Source organism: Streptomyces sp. NBC_00569 (assembly GCF_036345255.1).
In the GTDB taxonomy this organism is placed as follows: Bacteria; Actinomycetota; Actinomycetes; order Streptomycetales; family Streptomycetaceae; genus Streptomyces.
On the sequence record NZ_CP107783.1, the window covers coordinates 7,873,018 to 7,888,499 of the forward strand.

Annotated in this window: 17 protein-coding genes and 2 tRNA genes; 13 read left to right on the plus strand and 6 right to left on the minus strand. The window is 70.3% G+C overall.

The genetic code is table 11. The features are described from left to right. Nucleotides 1-76 precede the first annotated feature (76 nt). Genes OHO83_RS35450 through OHO83_RS35460 form a run of 3 tightly spaced genes read left to right on the plus strand, consistent with a single transcriptional unit; the run spans nt 77 to nt 2,833 of the window. Nucleotides 77-1,132 (plus strand): chorismate-binding protein, encoded by a 1,056-nt coding sequence (locus tag OHO83_RS35450; protein WP_266668462.1) that lies wholly within the window; start codon nt 77-79, stop codon nt 1,130-1,132. Then, nucleotides 1,129-1,950: an aminotransferase class IV gene (locus tag OHO83_RS35455; RefSeq protein ID WP_266668460.1), complete on the plus strand. Its 822-nt coding sequence runs from the start codon at nt 1,129-1,131 to the stop codon at nt 1,948-1,950. The genes OHO83_RS35450 and OHO83_RS35455 overlap by 4 nt, the downstream gene beginning before the upstream one ends. A gap of 58 nt (nt 1,951-2,008) precedes the next feature. Continuing rightward, nucleotides 2,009-2,833: a GNAT family N-acetyltransferase gene (locus tag OHO83_RS35460; RefSeq protein ID WP_266668458.1), complete on the plus strand. Its 825-nt coding sequence runs from the start codon at nt 2,009-2,011 to the stop codon at nt 2,831-2,833. 19 nt (nt 2,834-2,852) lie between these two features. Here OHO83_RS35460 and OHO83_RS35465 read toward each other — a convergent pair whose 3' ends face one another. After that, a complete protein-coding gene (locus OHO83_RS35465) occupies nt 2,853-3,374 on the minus strand; it encodes a DsbA family protein (protein WP_266668456.1) in 522 nt (173 codons plus the stop codon). 230 nt (nt 3,375-3,604) lie between these two features. Between OHO83_RS35465 and OHO83_RS35470 the strand changes: the two genes are divergently transcribed. Beyond that, complete coding sequence (locus tag OHO83_RS35470) at nt 3,605-4,042, plus strand: hypothetical protein (RefSeq protein ID WP_330280276.1); 438 nt, start codon at nt 3,605-3,607, stop codon at nt 4,040-4,042. 167 nt (nt 4,043-4,209) lie between these two features. Then, on the plus strand, nt 4,210-4,389 hold the full coding sequence (locus OHO83_RS35475) for a hypothetical protein (protein ID WP_116503883.1): 180 nt from the start codon (nt 4,210-4,212) through the stop codon (nt 4,387-4,389). 13 nt (nt 4,390-4,402) lie between these two features. Here the strand turns inward: OHO83_RS35475 and OHO83_RS35480 are convergent, their stop codons facing one another. Then, complete coding sequence (locus OHO83_RS35480) at nt 4,403-4,963, minus strand: CGNR zinc finger domain-containing protein (protein WP_330280277.1); 561 nt, start codon at nt 4,961-4,963, stop codon at nt 4,403-4,405. Nucleotides 4,964-5,217: 254 nt separating this feature from the next. After that, complete coding sequence (locus tag OHO83_RS35485) at nt 5,218-5,631, minus strand: SsgA family sporulation/cell division regulator (RefSeq protein ID WP_003959770.1); 414 nt, start codon at nt 5,629-5,631, stop codon at nt 5,218-5,220. A gap of 190 nt (nt 5,632-5,821) precedes the next feature. On the opposite strand from OHO83_RS35485, the gene OHO83_RS35490 reads away from it, so the two are divergent. The 4 genes from OHO83_RS35490 to OHO83_RS35505 all read left to right on the plus strand — a co-directional run bounded on the left by OHO83_RS35490 (nt 5,822) and on the right by OHO83_RS35505 (nt 7,324). After that, nucleotides 5,822-6,268, plus strand: coding sequence for a TIGR02611 family protein (locus OHO83_RS35490; RefSeq protein ID WP_266668449.1), 447 nt, complete (start codon nt 5,822-5,824; stop codon nt 6,266-6,268). Nucleotides 6,269-6,353: 85 nt separating this feature from the next. Then, nucleotides 6,354-6,425 (plus strand) — tRNA-Val (locus OHO83_RS35495). A 327-nt stretch (nt 6,426-6,752) separates the two neighbouring features. Next, nucleotides 6,753-7,199 carry an SRPBCC family protein gene (locus tag OHO83_RS35500; protein ID WP_330280278.1) on the plus strand — a complete coding sequence of 149 codons (447 nt, stop codon included), beginning with the start codon at nt 6,753-6,755 and terminating at the stop codon, nt 7,197-7,199. 53 nt (nt 7,200-7,252) lie between these two features. Continuing rightward, nucleotides 7,253-7,324, plus strand: a tRNA-Val gene (locus OHO83_RS35505). Between the two features lie 75 nt (nt 7,325-7,399). On the opposite strand, the gene OHO83_RS35510 is transcribed toward OHO83_RS35505, so the two are convergent. After that, nucleotides 7,400-8,125 (minus strand): 3'-5' exonuclease, encoded by a 726-nt coding sequence (locus OHO83_RS35510; protein ID WP_116503337.1) that lies wholly within the window; start codon nt 8,123-8,125, stop codon nt 7,400-7,402. Between the two features lie 169 nt (nt 8,126-8,294). Between OHO83_RS35510 and OHO83_RS35515 the strand changes: the two genes are divergently transcribed. The 3 genes from OHO83_RS35515 (at nt 8,295) to thrS (ending at nt 12,281) form a co-directional block, all read left to right on the plus strand. Further along, a complete protein-coding gene (locus tag OHO83_RS35515) occupies nt 8,295-8,861 on the plus strand; it encodes a DUF4365 domain-containing protein (protein ID WP_266668444.1) in 567 nt (188 codons plus the stop codon). Nucleotides 8,862-8,923: 62 nt separating this feature from the next. Next, nucleotides 8,924-10,141, plus strand: coding sequence for a hypothetical protein (locus tag OHO83_RS35520; protein WP_330280279.1), 1,218 nt, complete (start codon nt 8,924-8,926; stop codon nt 10,139-10,141). 163 nt (nt 10,142-10,304) lie between these two features. Next, nucleotides 10,305-12,281: a threonine--tRNA ligase gene (gene thrS, locus OHO83_RS35525; RefSeq protein ID WP_330280280.1), complete on the plus strand. Its 1,977-nt coding sequence runs from the start codon at nt 10,305-10,307 to the stop codon at nt 12,279-12,281. Between the two features lie 30 nt (nt 12,282-12,311). On the opposite strand, the gene OHO83_RS35530 is transcribed toward thrS, so the two are convergent. Further along, nucleotides 12,312-12,980: a potassium channel family protein gene (locus tag OHO83_RS35530; RefSeq protein ID WP_329436060.1), complete on the minus strand. Its 669-nt coding sequence runs from the start codon at nt 12,978-12,980 to the stop codon at nt 12,312-12,314. Between the two features lie 66 nt (nt 12,981-13,046). Here OHO83_RS35530 and OHO83_RS35535 point away from each other — a divergent pair, with 66 nt between their 5' ends. Beyond that, the gene (locus OHO83_RS35535) at nt 13,047-13,613 is read left to right on the plus strand and encodes an HIT family protein (protein WP_266668436.1); all 567 of its coding nucleotides are present in this window, start codon (nt 13,047-13,049) and stop codon (nt 13,611-13,613) included. A gap of 59 nt (nt 13,614-13,672) precedes the next feature. On the opposite strand, the gene OHO83_RS35540 is transcribed toward OHO83_RS35535, so the two are convergent. Continuing rightward, entirely contained in the window at nt 13,673-15,340 is a 1,668-nt protein-coding gene (locus tag OHO83_RS35540; RefSeq protein ID WP_266668434.1) for a hypothetical protein, read from the minus strand. Between the last annotated feature and the right edge of the window lie 142 nt (nt 15,341-15,482).

Sequence of the window (15,482 nt, forward strand, 5' to 3'; positions counted from 1 at the left end):
AAAACGCGTTTGCGCAGCGTGCTGCGGTGCGACCGCCCCAGGTCACGCGGGGGACACCCGCCATAGACTCGAAGACGTGCGCGACCTCCCTCACGACCTGCCCCCTCTGGCCCGCTTCGGCGGTCTCGTAGCGACCGAGTTGCGCGACGTGACCAGCGATCCCGAGGCCCTGGACTCCGCCGGCTTCTGGGCCGTGTCCGCGGACTTCGAGGGCCGTCTTGTGTGTGCCCGCTTCGACTCCGTACGGGAGGAGCCCGTGCCCGCCCCGGTCCCCGGGGCCTGGCAGGGGCCCGCGGCCGGTGACTGGACGTCGTCCCTCGACCGGGCCGCGTACACCGAGGGCGTCCGCAGGATCCGCGCCCTCATCGCGGCCGGCGACGTCTATCAGGCCAATCTCTGCCGCGTCATGTCCGCGCCCCTCCCCCCGCGCGCGGACGTGGACGCCCTCACGGCGCTCCTCGCGCGCGGCAACCCGGCCCCCTACGCGGGGACCATCCGCCTTCCCGAGCACGGCGTGGAGATAGCCACCGCGTCCCCTGAACTCTTCCTGAGCCGCACCGGGCGGACCGTCGAGTCCGGACCGATCAAGGGCACGGGCCGTACCGAGGCGGACCTCCTGGAGAAGGACTACGCGGAGAACGTGATGATCGTGGACCTGGTCCGCAACGATCTCGGACGCGTCTGCGCGACCGGCTCCGTGACCGTCCCGGAGCTGTGCGTCGTGGAGAAGCACCCGGGCCTCGTCCACCTCGTCTCCACCGTCCGCGGTGAACTGCGCGACGGCGCGGGCTGGCGTGACCTGCTCGACGCCGCGTTCCCGCCCGGCTCGGTCACCGGAGCGCCCAAGTCCAGCGCCCTGCGCATCATCGACGCCCTGGAGACGGCGCCCCGAGGTCCGTACTGCGGCGGCATCGGATGGGTCGACGCCGACCGGGGCACCGGCGAGCTGGCCGTCGGCATCCGCACCTTCTGGGCCGACCGGGCCGAGGGCGTCCTGAGGTTCGGCACCGGCGCCGGAATCACCTGGGGATCCGACCCCGAAGGTGAGTGGCGGGAGACCGAACTGAAGGCTTCTCGGCTGCTCGCGGTAGCGTCGGGTACGTACCAGGAAAGTGGAGGGATCCCTACGTGAAGATCTGGCTCGACGGCACACTGCAGGACCTCGAGGCCGCCCGTGTCTCGGTGTTCGACCACGGCCTGACTGTGGGCGACGGCATTTTCGAGACCGTGAAGTCGGTCGACGGGAAGCCGTTCGCGCTGACCCGCCACCTGGACCGGCTCGCCCGCTCCGCGCGCGGTCTCGGTCTGCCCGAGCCCGACCTCGACGAGGTGCGCCGGGCCTGCGACGCCGTCCTCGAGGCCAACCCGATGCCGCTCGGCCGGCTGCGGATCACGTACACCGGAGGGCTCTCCCCGCTGGGGTCGGACCGCGGTGAGCACGGGCCGACACTGGTGGTCGCCCTCGGCGAGGCCGCCCGGCGCCCCGACTCCACCGCCACGGTCACGGTCCCGTGGACGCGCAACGAACGCGGCGCGCTCACCGGCCTGAAGACCACCTCGTACGCGGAGAACGTCGTCGCGCTCGCTCGCGCGCGCGAACAGGGCGCTTCCGAGGCGCTGTTCGCCAACACGGTGGGTCAGCTCTGCGAGGGCACGGGGTCGAACGTCTTCGTCGTCCTCGACGGCGAGATCCACACCCCGCCGGTCGCCTCCGGCTGCCTGGCGGGCATCACCCGCGCGCTGACCGTCGAGTGGACCGGCGCCAAGGAGACCGATCTGCCGCTGGACGTCCTGGAGCGCGCCGACGAGATCTTCCTGACGTCCACGCTGCGCGACGTGCAGGGCGTGCACCGGGTCGACGGACGCGAGCTGCCCGGCGCGCCCGGTCCCGTCACGGCCAAGGCGATGCGCGTCTTCGACGAGCGCGCGGCGGACGACCTCGACCCGTAGACAGGACGACTCCTGATCCGGGTGACACGGTGGTCGCAGGGCGGGTAGAACACCCCTGATGACCACCACCCTGCGGCCGACCGAGCCGCTTCAGCGCGATGCCGACGGGACGCGGTCACGCCACTACCAGGTGTGCGTGAACAGCCGCCCCGTCGGCGAGCTGGGTCTGGGCACCCACCCCGTCTACGGCGAGGGGGTGGCCCGGATCCGTGATCTGCGGATCGACGAGGCGGACCGCGGGCGTGGCCGCGGCACCGTCGCCGCGCTCGCCGCCGAGGAGGTGGCGCGCAGCTGGGGCTGCGGCAGGATCGAGGTCTCGATCCCCGCGCCGGCCGAGCGTGCCCTCGCCCTGGCCACCGCCCTCGGCTACGTCGAGCGCAACCGGAACATGGAGAAGGAGCTTCCCGCCGAGCCCCCCACGCTTCCGGCGGGCAGCGCGGGACGGCGCATGACCGGCCCCGAGTTCACCGCGTGGGAGACGCACACGCAGGCCGGTTATGTGCGCACCCTGGTCGAGCGGGGCGTCCCGGAGGCCCAGGCACGCGCCAAGGCCGAGGCCGATCACGCGGCGACGCTCGCGGAAGGGCTCGCCGCACGGGACGCGGTCCTGAGCGTGCTCGAGGCGGAGGGCGCGGTCGTGGGCACGCTGTGGGTCGCGCTGCGCGGCGAGAGCGCGTACGTCTACGACGTCGAGGTCGCGGCCGAGCATCGCGGACACGGCCACGGGCGGTCGCTGATGCTCCTGGCGGAGGCCGAGTCGCACGCCGCGGGCGCCGCCCGCCTGGGGCTGAACGTCTTCGCGGGCAACACCCCGGCCGTCCGTCTGTACGAGTCGCTCGGATACCGGGCGACCGAGTTCCACCTGTACAAGCCGCTGCTCTGAGCGGCCCGCGGGCCGCCGGCTACGAGCCGAGCAGCCGGTCGGCGATCTCCTCGATGCGCTCGCGCAGGCCGTCCTGGCTCTTGCCGCCGTCGAGCCGCTCACCGTCGATGACGTACGTGGGTGTGCCCGTGACGCCGATCGCCTTGCCCTCGGCCTGGTCCGCGTCGACGATCAGGATGTGCCGGCCGTCGATGAGTGCGGTGTCGAACTCCTCGGCGTCCAGGCCGAGTTCACGCGCGACCTCGACGAGGAACGCCTCGCCCTTGCGGTCGAGCTCCTCGACCCGGCCGAGCACCGCCTCCACGTACGGCCAGCCCTGCCCCTGCTCGAAGGCCTCCTCGGCTGCCTGCGCGCCGGCGAAGGCGTGCTTGTGCTTCTCCAGCGGGAAGTGCCGCAGGCGCAGGTCGATGCGGTCGCCGTAGCGGGCCCGCAGTGCGCGCACGTCGTCGAGAGCGGTGCGGCAGTCGGGGCACTGGAGCTCGCACCAGACGTCGAGCACGGGGCGGCCCTGAGGGGCGGAGGCGGGAGAGGCGTCGTTCATGTGACCAGTCTTCCAGCCGGGCGCCGCGGACCCCAACCGGCACCTGCGGCAGACTCCCTGATCAGCCCCTGGCAGGACCCCTGACAGGCCCCGGACCGGCACCTACGGAGGAGGCCGTACCCGGAAATGTCCCTGAGGTCGGGCTGGACCGTGGCCTCCGGACCCAGGGGCGGTGCACGATGGAGAGGACGGAAAGCTCCGTCGCCCGCTGCCTGTGCCAGGAGGACCGGATGATTGCCGAGACCGTCTGTTCCGCCGTTTCCGTGGCCGGGCTGGGCATCGCCGCGGTCACCGCGTACCGGAAGCGCTTCCTCGCGGCCGCGCGCACAGCGGCGTATTCGCTGGTGCCGATCGGTCTGGTGATGACCGGTGCGGTCGGCTGGCTGGCGAACACCGCGTTCAGCCCCACGGCGTGGGCCGGATTCGTCGTGCTCGGTGGCGCCTGGCTCCTGTTCATGGTGACCCGCGCGGTGGAGCGCCGAAGCGGTGGCACCCGTAAGGAGCGCAAGGCGGCGAAGGCCGCCACCGATACCCAGGCCGTGGCACCCGCGGCCTCCGCCCCCTCGCTGGGGCAGACCGCCCGGCCCGCGGCGGCCCGTCCTGCGGCGAAGCCCGGCTCCGAGGACTTCAGCGACATCGAGGCGATTCTGAAGAAGCACGGGATCTGACCCGAGCAATCTCTCGGACGGTCGGTCGACCCCGGTCGGAAAACGGAAGCCGCCGACCCTTCCCGGTCGACCTCGTACCACCCATGTCACGGGATCCGGCGAACTCCCGCTTCTTTTGAGCGTGTTGATCGACTGCGGTGTGCCGGCTGCGTCATCATCGCCGCGAGATGCTGGACACAACACAGGGCGGTTCCGCCCCGCAGGCCGACGAGCGACACGACGCCCTCATGGTCGACGAACGCCGAGGCTGCCTCTTCGCGCTGTCACAGCCGCCCTTGATGATCTTTCTGGCGGTGATCGGCTGCCTGCTGCTCCTGGCTTCGCTGCACGATCTGTTCCTGCTGTGAGGCCCCGGGCGGGTCAGCCCGCCGCCTCCTTGCGGCGCGCCCGGTACGCCGCCACGTGCAAGCGGTTTCCACAGGTGCGGCTGTCGCAGTACCTGCGGGACCGGTTACGGGAGAGGTCGACGAAGGCCCGCCGGCAGTCCGGGGCCTCGCACCGCCGCAGCCGCTCCTGCTCCCCGGCGACCACGAAGAAGGCGAGCGCCATCCCGCAGTCGGCCGCCAGATGGTCGGCCACGGACGCGCCGGGTGCGAAGTAGTGCACGTGCCAGTCGTAGCCGTCGTGGTCCGTCAGGCGCGGCGTGGTGCCCGCGGCGGCGACCAGCTCGTTGATGAGCGAGGCGGCCGCGTGCGGGTCGGGCGCCGCGAACACGGCGGCGAACCGTCCCCTCACGCTCTGTACGCCGTCGAGGTCACGTTCCGTGAGCATCCCGACGTCGCTGATGTCGTTCCTTCGTACGAATTCGCGCAGGGCTGCCACATCGGCCAGCCCGTCGACGGCCTGCTCGTCGTCCGGTGCGGTGTTCACCAGATCGACCACGGTGTCGAGGGCGCACCGGGTGTCGTGGGTGATCAGCACGATTTGCTCCCTGGCCTGGGGGTCGGGCCTGCGCCCGCCGATGCTGGCCGATGTTATAGGTCCGCCCGACCGTGTGGCGCCCGGCCGTCGGCCCATGGACGCGCCGACGCCGCCGCCGTGGGAGCTCCCATGGCGACGGCATCGGTGTGTGTCATATGCAGTTGTTATGGCTCGGTCCGTCTCCCCGAGTGGACGGCATCGAGCGGCTCTCGCGGTGCGTGACCCCGGCGGTGTGCCGGCGTCGGCTCCAGGCCTTAGCTTTCGGCCAGGATGTGTGAGAGCTCCGTGTCGAGATCGAAGTGGCGGTGTTCCGTGCCGGGTGGCACGGCCGCGTCGGTCCTCTTCAGGAACGACTCCAGCGCCCGCGCAGGGGCTTCGAGCAGAGCCTCGCCCTCCGGAGAGCTCAGTGCGATGCAGACGACGCCTTGGCCGTGACTACGGGATGGCCAGACTCGGACGTCGCCGGTGCCGGTGGGCCGGTGCAGGCCCTCGGCGAGCAGATCGCGGGCGAATACCCACTCGACCGTCTCTTCTGCTCCGGTGTGGAAGGTGGCGTGCACGGCGTAGGGATCGGCCGTGTCATACCGCAGTCCTGCGGGTACAGGCAGTGAGGACTCGCTCGACACAACGAGGCGCAGGTGCAGCTCGCAGCTGACCGTGGTGTTCATAAGCGCCAGGGCCTTTCGCTCAGTGTGCGCTCGGGGATTCGCACGTCGGCGAAATCGACATGCCACCTACGGTGCCGTTGTAAACCCCTCTGAGTGTTTTGAGTGCCTTTAGGTAGCTCGGACGGCCGAGTGTTTCTCGCTCCGGAGCGGCCATTCCGGTGACGGGTTTCCGTCGGGTAGGTTTGGTTGTATGAATACGGGGAGTGACGAGGCGGCCGAGTCCGAATCCGCGGCCGAGACGGCGGGGGGCGGGGCGAAGGCCGAGCCGGAGCTCGGCTCGCGGGCGCCGGAGTTCATCAAGGCCCGCAGGGCCCTGCATCTGAGCTGGCAGGTCGGCGTCTTCGTGGTCGGGCTCGCGGTGGTGGTGGCGGGCGTGATCATGCTGCCGCTGCCGGGCCCGGGCTGGCTGGTGATCTTCGGCGGCATGGCGATCTGGGCGACCGAGTTCGTCTGGGCGCAGCTCGTGCTCCGCTGGACGAAGCGCAAGGTCACCGAGGCCACGCAGCGCGCGCTCGACCCCGCGGTGCGCCGACGGAACATCATCCTGACATCGGTCGGCGTGGTGATCATCGCGGTGCTCGTGGCGATCTACGTGTGGAAGTTCGGCTTCGAGATGCCGTGGAAGATCAAGGAGTGAGCGAGGCGGTCCGCGAGGGTCGCGCCGGGGGTGCCAGGGCTGGTCGGAGCACCTGCTGACATGCGGTAATGTTCTCTCTGCGCCCGGGCGATTAGCTCAGTGGGAGAGCGCTTCGTTCACACCGAAGAGGTCACTGGTTCGAACCCAGTATCGCCCACCCCGGACCGAGTGCCCCGGAGGCTTCAAGCCTCCGGGGCACTCGGCGTTTCCGGGTCCGGCCGCCGTGATCGGCAAGCGGTTTCTGGCCGCGTCGCGCTCCTGATGTCCGGCGACCGGAACAGGAATCCCATAATCCGTACGGATGCCTGGGATATAAACCCCGTGAGGACCCTTCGGTAATTCGACGGGCGGGCGAACCTGACCCTGTTTCAGAGTTCTGGGACTTCGCCGGGAATCAGGAACTGCTGATGGTGAATCAGTGACAGTCACCATCAAGCCAATTCATGTTCAGTTGAGTCACCGCGTCACGGGGGAGACTCGCATCATGGACTGGAACCGCTACCGCTTTCGCAGTGTCTGGGACCTGCCCGCGGAGCTCGCCGACGTGTTCGCGGCCCTTGAGCGTGCCGAGGAATACCCCCTGTGGTGGCCGCAAGTGCGCGAGGCGACACCTCTCGACGAGCGCCGCGGCACCGCCCGCTTCCGCTCGCTCCTCCCGTACGACCTGTTCGTGACCGCCACCGCGCTGCGCCGCGACATCGAGGCCGGGGTCCTGGAGATCGCCATGTCCGGCGACCTGGAGGGCTGGGTGCGGTGGACCGTGTGCGCGCAAGAGGGCGGGACGCGCGCGGTGTACGAGCAGGAGGTGGAGGTGTGCAAACCCCTGTTGCGGCGGTTCGCCCTCGTCGGCAGGCCGGTGTTCCTCGCCAACCACGCGCTGATGATGCGGGGTGGGCGGCGCGGGCTCGTCGCGCATCTGCGGCGGTGCTGACCGAACCGGTTTGTTGGAAACCCGCCGGGGCCTGTATGGTTCAACCCGTTCCCGGGCGATTAGCTCAGTGGGAGAGCGCTTCGTTCACACCGAAGAGGTCACTGGTTCGAACCCAGTATCGCCCACCCGGGAGAAAGCCGGTCCGTCAGCAGACGGACCGGCTTTTCTGCGCCCCGGACCCGAGCCCGTACGGGCAACTGTCAGGCGGCCTCCCGCAGTTCCGTGCGCATCGGCCACGCCGGATCCACCGTCTCCGGATTGCCGCTGCGCGCGAACCACGCCTGCAGCCCACGCGCCTGCGCGGCATGCCACACCGCCTGAAGGGTGTGCAGCTCGGCGGGGGACAGGCGCTCCAGGCGGGACGCGAAGCGGCGCCCCACGGCCCGTACGACATCCAGGGACGCCTGCGCGTCCGCGGCCGCGTCGTGCGCGCCCTCCAGCTCCACCTCGTAGTGCGCGCACAGGTCCGTCAGGGTGCGGCGGCCCTTGCGGTAGCGGTCCAGGTGTTTGTCGAGGACGCGTGGATCGAGGACGCACAGCGACGAGCTCTCCATGTAGCGGCCGAGCGCGGAGGCGCGATGTCGCCGCAACTCCCGGTCCAGGAGCGTCAGGTCGAACGGCGCGTTCATCACCACGAGCGGGCGGCCCGCCGCGGCCTGCTCGCCCAGCAGCCGGGCTATCTCCTCCATGACGGGAGCCGGCCAGCGGCCGTTGCGCTGGAGGTGCTCGTCCGTCAGGCCGTGCACCTCCGTCGCCCCGGCCGGCACCGGCACCCCCGGATTCACGAGCCAGCGTGAGACGCGCGGCCGGCTGCCCGCGGCGTCCTGCACCACGATCGCGGCCGACACGATGCGATCGCTCTCCACGTCCACGCCGGTGGTCTCGGTGTCGAAGGCGGCCAGAGGACCCTCGTACCAGCACGTCATGTCAATGCAACTCCTCGTTCACACCCGGCAGATGGCCCCTCGCTGCTGCCCGTTTCGGTGATACCCGGGCTGTTTGCGTCGTACGCCGACCGGAGACAACACAGATACGGGTCACGGCAGTTCAGCGGCCCGCCCAGGGGATTCACCTGTTTCGGAAGGTCAGTTGGACATGGCGCTCGCGCAGCCCGAACAGGGTGGGCTGCTGCCCGACCGGATCGCACCGCCGCGCGGCACACTCGCCACCACCGCCTGCATGGAGACACTCCAGGTGGGCTATCTGCACGCCGTAGCGGCAGCCGCGGGCTGTTCGCTCTCTCAGCCGTTCCCTGACAACGGAATCGACTGGCACGTCAGCCACAGCGCCCCCGGGCACACGGTCGACGACGAGGTCACCATCAAGGTGCAGCTCAAGTGCACGTACCAGCTCACGCCGAGCCCGCCGGGGCCGTCCTTCTCGTTCACGCTCGACAACGCACACCTGGAGAAGCTCGCCCGCACACCGGTGTCGGTGCACAAGATCCTGGTCGTGATGATCGTGCCGCGTTCGCAGGACGACTGGCTGCGGGCCGGCCACGACCGGCTCGACCTGCGGCACTGCTGCTACTGGACCAACCTGGCCGGCCACCCCGTGACAGGAAGGCGCCGCACCACCGTGCGCATCCCGACCTCGCGGATCTTCGACGACCGTGCGCTCTGCGAGATCATGACGCGCATCGGGACGGGCGGAAGGCCCTGAAGGACGCGGGAGCCCCTGACGGGCAACGCGCGAGGCCCTGACGGACAGGGAGGGAGACCCTGATGCAGCACCGCCCGACCGACGAGCGCCTGCGCGCCCTGAACACCGCCCGATCCCACCCCACCGACCTCGCGGGCCCCGGACCGGAGCAGGTCGACCCGGTCGTGCTCAACGCACTGCTCGACCGGCACGGCTGGGAACGCCGCGGCGGCGCCACCGGGCGCTATGTGCGCTGGACGCTGCCCGGTGCCTCCGGGCGCACCAGCCTGCTCGTCCCGGAGACCCGCGCCTTCCCCGACAGCGATGACCTGCTCGGCGAGGCGCTCGAGGCCCTGGAGCGCAGCGGGTCGCCGTCCGCGCGGGAGGTCCTCGTCTCGCTCACCGTGCCGAGCGACGAGATCCGCTGGTGGCGCGATGTGCCGGCCGGGCCCGCGGGCAGCGCCGCGTGGCCGGTGGAGGAGCAACTGCGCGCCGCCGCCCGGCGGATGCTGCTGGCCGCCGCGCTCGCCGCCCGGGGCAGGGCGGGCTACTACGGCGCCCGCCACCGCAGGCCCGCCGCCGCGTCGCTGGAGACCGTCCTCGTCGGTGACGCCCCCGGCGGCCGCAGGCTCACCGCGTTCGTGCCCGTCGCCCTGGGCCGCGCACTCGCGGTCCGTCTCCACCAGGCGCTGTACGCGGCCCGCGAGGCCATCGACTACCGGCGGGCCACCGGCGGCATGGACGCCTTCGACGGTGCGGTCGAGGCGGGGGTGAGTCACGAGCTCGTCGAAGCGCTCATCGCCCTCGTCCGCGGTACGGAGGGAGCCCGCGTCGGCGTCGAGTGGTCACCGGCGGCCGGGGTGCCCGACGAGTGCACGGCCGGGGACGCGCCCCTCGAGTTCTCGCCCGGCGACCTGGCGGTGCTGCGGGAGGCGAGCGCCCGCTATCTGCAGTCCGAGCCGTCCATCGCCGTCCGGATCACCGGGACCGTCGTGCGCATGCGCAGATCGGGGCCGCGCGGAGAAGGCACGGTGCGGCTGCACGTCATGGGGGGCGCCGATGTGCCGCACGTCCGGATGACGCTGGACGAGGAGGCGTACCGGACGGCGGGGCACGCACATCTCGTGGGGCTGCCGATCAGGGTGCACGGGCGGCTGGAGAGCCGGGGCGGCTTCCGGCGGCTGACCGGGGCGAGCGAGGTGGTGCCCGTACAGGTGGAGGAGGCCGAGCGGGACCGGCTGATGAAGTCGCTCCAGGAGAATCTGGACTTCTTCGAGGAGGCGTGCAGCGGGGACGACTGACGCCACGGGCGCGTGGGCGGAGGGTTCCCGGCGTGTGCGCGGGGATCGCGGCGCGGGCCGCGTCGATGCCGTTTCGCGAGTCGGGCCCCGGGCTCGGTACGATCCCCTGTGTATTGCGCGCGTGGCCAGATCATCGCGTGCCCCCTTCAGGCAGGAGAGTCCGGTGTCAGACGTCCGTGTGATCATCCAACGCGATTCCGAGCGGGAAGAGCGCGTGGTGACGACGGGCACTACGGCCGCCGAGCTCTTCGCCGGCGAGCGCACCATCGTCGCCGCCCGTGTGGCCGGCGAGCTGAAGGACCTCGCGTACGCCGTGCAGGACGGCGAGGAGGTCGAGCCCGTCGAGATCTCCTCCGAGGACGGCCTCAACATCCTGCGCCACTCCACCGCCCACGTGATGGCGCAGGCCGTGCAGGAGCTGTTCCCCGACGCGAAGCTGGGCATCGGTCCGCCGGTCAAGGACGGCTTCTACTACGACTTCGACGTGGAGAAGCCCTTCACGCCCGAGGATCTCAAGGCCATCGAGAAGAAGATGCAGGAGATCCAGAAGCGCGGGCAGCGCTTCTCGCGCCGTGTCGTCACCGACGAGGACGCCCGCGAGGAGCTGGCCGACGAGCCGTACAAGCTGGAGCTCATCGGCATCAAGGGCTCCGCGTCCACCGACGACGGTGCGAATGTCGAGGTGGGCGGCGGCGAGCTGACCATCTACGACAACCTCGACGCCAAGACCGGTGACCTGTGCTGGAAGGACCTCTGCCGCGGTCCCCACCTGCCCACCACCCGCAACATCCCCGCGTTCAAGCTGATGCGGAACGCGGCGGCGTACTGGCGCGGCAGCGAGAAGAACCCGATGCTCCAGCGCATCTACGGCACCGCCTGGCCGTCGAAGGACGAGCTGAAGGCGCACCTGGAGTTCCTCGCCGAGGCCGAGAAGCGCGACCACCGCAAGCTGGGCAACGAGCTGGACCTGTTCTCCATCCCCGACCAGATCGGTTCCGGTCTGGCCGTCTTCCACCCCAAGGGCGGCATCATCCGCCGGGTCATGGAGGACTACTCGCGCCGCCGGCACGAGGAGGAGGGCTACGAGTTCGTCTACACCCCCCACGCCACGAAGGGGAAGCTCTTCGAGACCTCGGGCCACCTGGACTGGTACGCCGACGGCATGTACCCGCCCATGCAGCTCGACGAGGGCGTGGACTACTACCTCAAGCCCATGAACTGCCCGATGCACAACCTGATCTTCGATGCGCGCGGGCGTTCCTACCGTGAACTGCCGCTGCGCCTCTTCGAGTTCGGCACCGTGTACCGGTACGAGAAGTCGGGCGTCGTGCACGGCCTCACCCGCGCTCGCGGCTTCACGCAGGACGACGCGCACATCTACTGCACCAAGGAGCAGATGGCGCAGGAGCTCGACAAGACGCTCACCTTCGTCCTCGGCCTGCTGCGCGACTACGGCCTCACCGACTTCTACCTGGAGCTGTCCACCAAGGACCCGGAGAAGTTCGTCGGCTCGGACGAGGTCTGGGAAGAGGCCACCGAGACGCTGCGCCAGGTCGCCGAGAAGCAGGGCCTCCCGCTGGTCCCGGACCCGGGCGGCGCCGCGTTCTACGGCCCGAAGATCTCCGTCCAGGCGAAGGACGCCATCGGTCGCACCTGGCAGATGTCGACCGTGCAGCTCGACTTCAACCTGCCGGAGCGCTTCAACCTGGAGTACACCGGCCCCGACGGCACCAAGCAGCGCCCGGTCATGATCCACCGTGCGCTGTTCGGCTCCATCGAGCGGTTCTTCGCGGTGCTCCTCGAGCACTACGCGGGTGCCTTCCCGGCCTGGCTCGCGCCGGTGCAGGCGGTCGGCATCCCGATCGGTGACGCGCACATCCCGTACCTCGAGGAGTTCGCGGCCAAGGCGAAGAGGAGGGGGCTGCGCGTCGACGTGGACTCTTCGTCGGACCGTATGCAGAAGAAGATCAGGAACGCGCAGAAGCAGAAGGTGCCGTTCATGATCATCGCGGGCGACGAGGACATGGCGGCCGGCGCCGTCTCCTTCCGCTACCGCGACGGCTCGCAGGAGAACGGCATCCCCGTCGACGAGGCGATCGAGAAGATCGTCAAGGTCGTCGAGGAGCGCGTGCAGGTCTGACGCCGCCGCTGACGGCAGCGACGTACGACATCAAGGGGCCCCCGGGAAGTTCCCCGGGGGCCTTTCGTCGCCGTCGCGCCGGAACACCTGGAACATCCAGGACGAGAACGAGCCCGTGATCACCCCGAGCAGCGCCAGGCCGCACGCCATCAGCGCCACCGCCACCAGACGCCCGAGCGGGGTCACCGGGACCATGTCGCCGTATCCGACGGTCGACAGCGTCGAGCAGGCCCACCACACGGAGTCCCCGAAGGTACGGATCGTGGCGTGCGGCTGCCCGTGCTCGACCTGGTACATGGCCAGGGACGCGGAGAATCCGAGCAGCCCCGTGGACATTGCGGCGTAGGTCGCCACGCGCGCGTGCAGACTGAGCCGCGGCTGTTCGTGCCGGCGCTGCACGGCGTCGTAGGTCCGCACGATCTGCAGTGGGCGCAGCAGCGGCAGCACCACGACCACCGCGTCCAGCCAGTGGTGGCGCACGAACGAGAGCCCCTTGCCGCTGTGGCGCCATCGGATGGCGAAGTCCAGCGCGAAGACGGCCCAGGCGGCGGAGGTCACCGCGAGACACGCGTCGCGCACCGCCTCCGGAAGCTCGTGCCCCAGGACTCTGACCGCGTACGACGCGAGGAACAGCAGGGCCGCCACCGTCAGCGGGGTCTCCATCCGGTGCTCCCACGGCGTGCGCCGTCTCTCGTCCATCGGTCAAGGATCGCGGGCGGGGACCGGGAGCTGCCCCGCCGACACGCTTCGAACGGGCGAAGCCATATGCTGCACCACATGACGAGTGAGCCGGAGCAGCACACGGGGCCGGTGGGTGAGCCGGACGGGTTCGGGCGCCTTTGGACGCCGCACCGGATGGCCTACATCCAGGGGGAGAACAAGCCGACCGGACCGGGCGCCGACGACGGCTGTCCGTTCTGCGCCGCACCCGGCATGACCGACGAGGAAGCGCTGATCGTGGCGCGCGGCGCGAGCGTCTACGCGATCCTCAACCTCTATCCGTACAACGGTGGCCACCTGATGGTGCTGCCGTACCGGCACGTCGCCGACTACACGGACCTGGACGACGGCGAGACCGCCGAGCTGGCCCTCTTCACCAAGCACGCCATGGCCGCGCTGCGCACCGCGTCCGGGGCGCACGGCTTCAACATCGGCATGAACCAGGGCACGGTGGCGGGGGCGGGCATCGCCGCGCACCTTCACCAGCACATCGTTCCGCGCTGGGGCGGCGACACCAACTTCATGCCCGTGGTCGGTCACACCAAGGTGCTGCCGCAGCTGCTCGGCGACACCAGGACCGCGCTGGCCAAGGCCTGGCCGGACGCCGACTGAGCCGATCGTGACCGGTCGGCCGGCCCCGGGCGAGTACGTCCGGGGCCGGCCGCGCCCGGTCAGGTGTCGTACACGTCGGCGTTCATCGGCGTCGGGGACTGGACCAGGTTGCTCAGGAACGACGAGCGCGTACCGAACTTCTCGGTGTCCACGCCGTTCTCCTCCAAGACCTTGATCGCCGCCGCGTGCACCACGCGCAGGACCGGGGTGGCCGTGCGCAGCGCGTCGTCCGCCATGAAGCGGTGCCGCCACGGCTTGTCCGCCCAGGCGTGCCGCAGTCCGAAGGGCTCGGGCAGGATCAGCTTGCCGCCTATGAAGTCCAGGAGCGGCGGGTACCACGTGAAGGGCGCGCGCACCGCGAGGCGGACCACCTCGTCGGGCTCGATGAGCGGGAGCTTCTTCTCCACCGTCTCCCAGAACTTGACGGCCTTGGCGACTTCCTTCACCTTCGGCTCGGGCTTCGTCGTGAACAGGGAGTGCACCGGGCCGAGCGCATGGCCCGTGATCTCGATGCGCAGCGTCTCGTGCAGCACCGTCACCGTGATCAGCATCGTGATGACCAACTGGCCGTCCCAGAGGGTGAACTGCACGCCCAGGTAGTGGCGGTCACCGCTGCCGAACTGCTGCTCGTTGCAGATCCGCTGTATCTCGTGGTTCTTGATCTGGAAGGCCTCGACGTCGGTGCCGCTGGGGCGGGCCACCTTCTTCGCGTTCTCCCCGATCGGCGAGACGATCCAGTGCTTGATCGACGGCGTCGGGAACCCGCCCGTGTGCAGGGGGCCGCGCTCCAGGAGCCGCAGCTTGTCGTGGACCGCCCGTATGACGTCCCAGCTGCGGAACGGGTGGATCTCCGCGCCCTCGTCGCGGGGAATCAGTTCCTCGGCGAGCTGCCAGCTGCCCCAGCGGGTGCCCATGCCGAGGATGCCCTTGGGGCCCGCGTAGAACACGGCGTTGGACTGCTGCTCGGCGGTCAGCTTGGCGAGGCTCTGGCGCAGTCGCTCGGCGGCCGTCTCGCCCGGGCTGCCGGGCACCGCCTCCGGGATCTTGGCGCCGATGCCGCCGCCCGCGAGCAGGCTGTCCCAGCGCTCCCGCATGTCCTGCGCCGTGCGCTCGCAGATCTGGCGGGCCCACAGCCATCCGACCACGGGCGCCACGACCGCCGCCCGCAGGTACCAGGCCCAGAAGCCCGTGAACGGCAGCCGGACCATGAAGATCACGGCGACGGCCGCGACCGCCACCATCAGCGTCGTGAACAGCGCGGCCATGCGCTTGTTCTCGTGGCCGGCGATCATGCGGCGGATCTGGAAGACGAGCAGCCACACGATCAGGCCGGGCAGGAAGAGCAGGCCGCACAGCGCCATCACGGCCGTCAGCCAGCTGTCGCGCTGCTTACGGATCCGGTTCGCCGCGAGACAGTGCTCGACGACGACCTGCGGCTCGGTGCCGAAGGACTGGATGAGCGGCTTGCGGGCGCCGCCGAGCAGTCGGCCCTGGACGGCCCGCGAGAACGCCTCGCCCAGATTCGGCGCAGCCAGCGACCAAAGTCCCTTCTTCACCTCGGACTTGTGCCACTCGCTGTTGGCGGCGAGCAGCTCGTCCACCTTCGCGTCCCGGTACGCCGCCGAAGCGAGGGCGTACGTGGCCGCGGTCTGGCCCGCGGAGCCGTGCAACGGCACCTGCGCTCCGGGCCTGAAGTCGAATACGTCGTCCGCCACTGCCGCCCCCATCGCCGCGCGCCTTCGCTCCTGCGGCTTTCCCGACTTCCTTGCCCCGCACACCTGTTGATCAGGTCATCGGCTTGATCGGGTCTTCAGCGTATCCGGGCCCGCCGACATCCGTCAGAGGACGGCCGAAGCCGCCCGCCCGGAA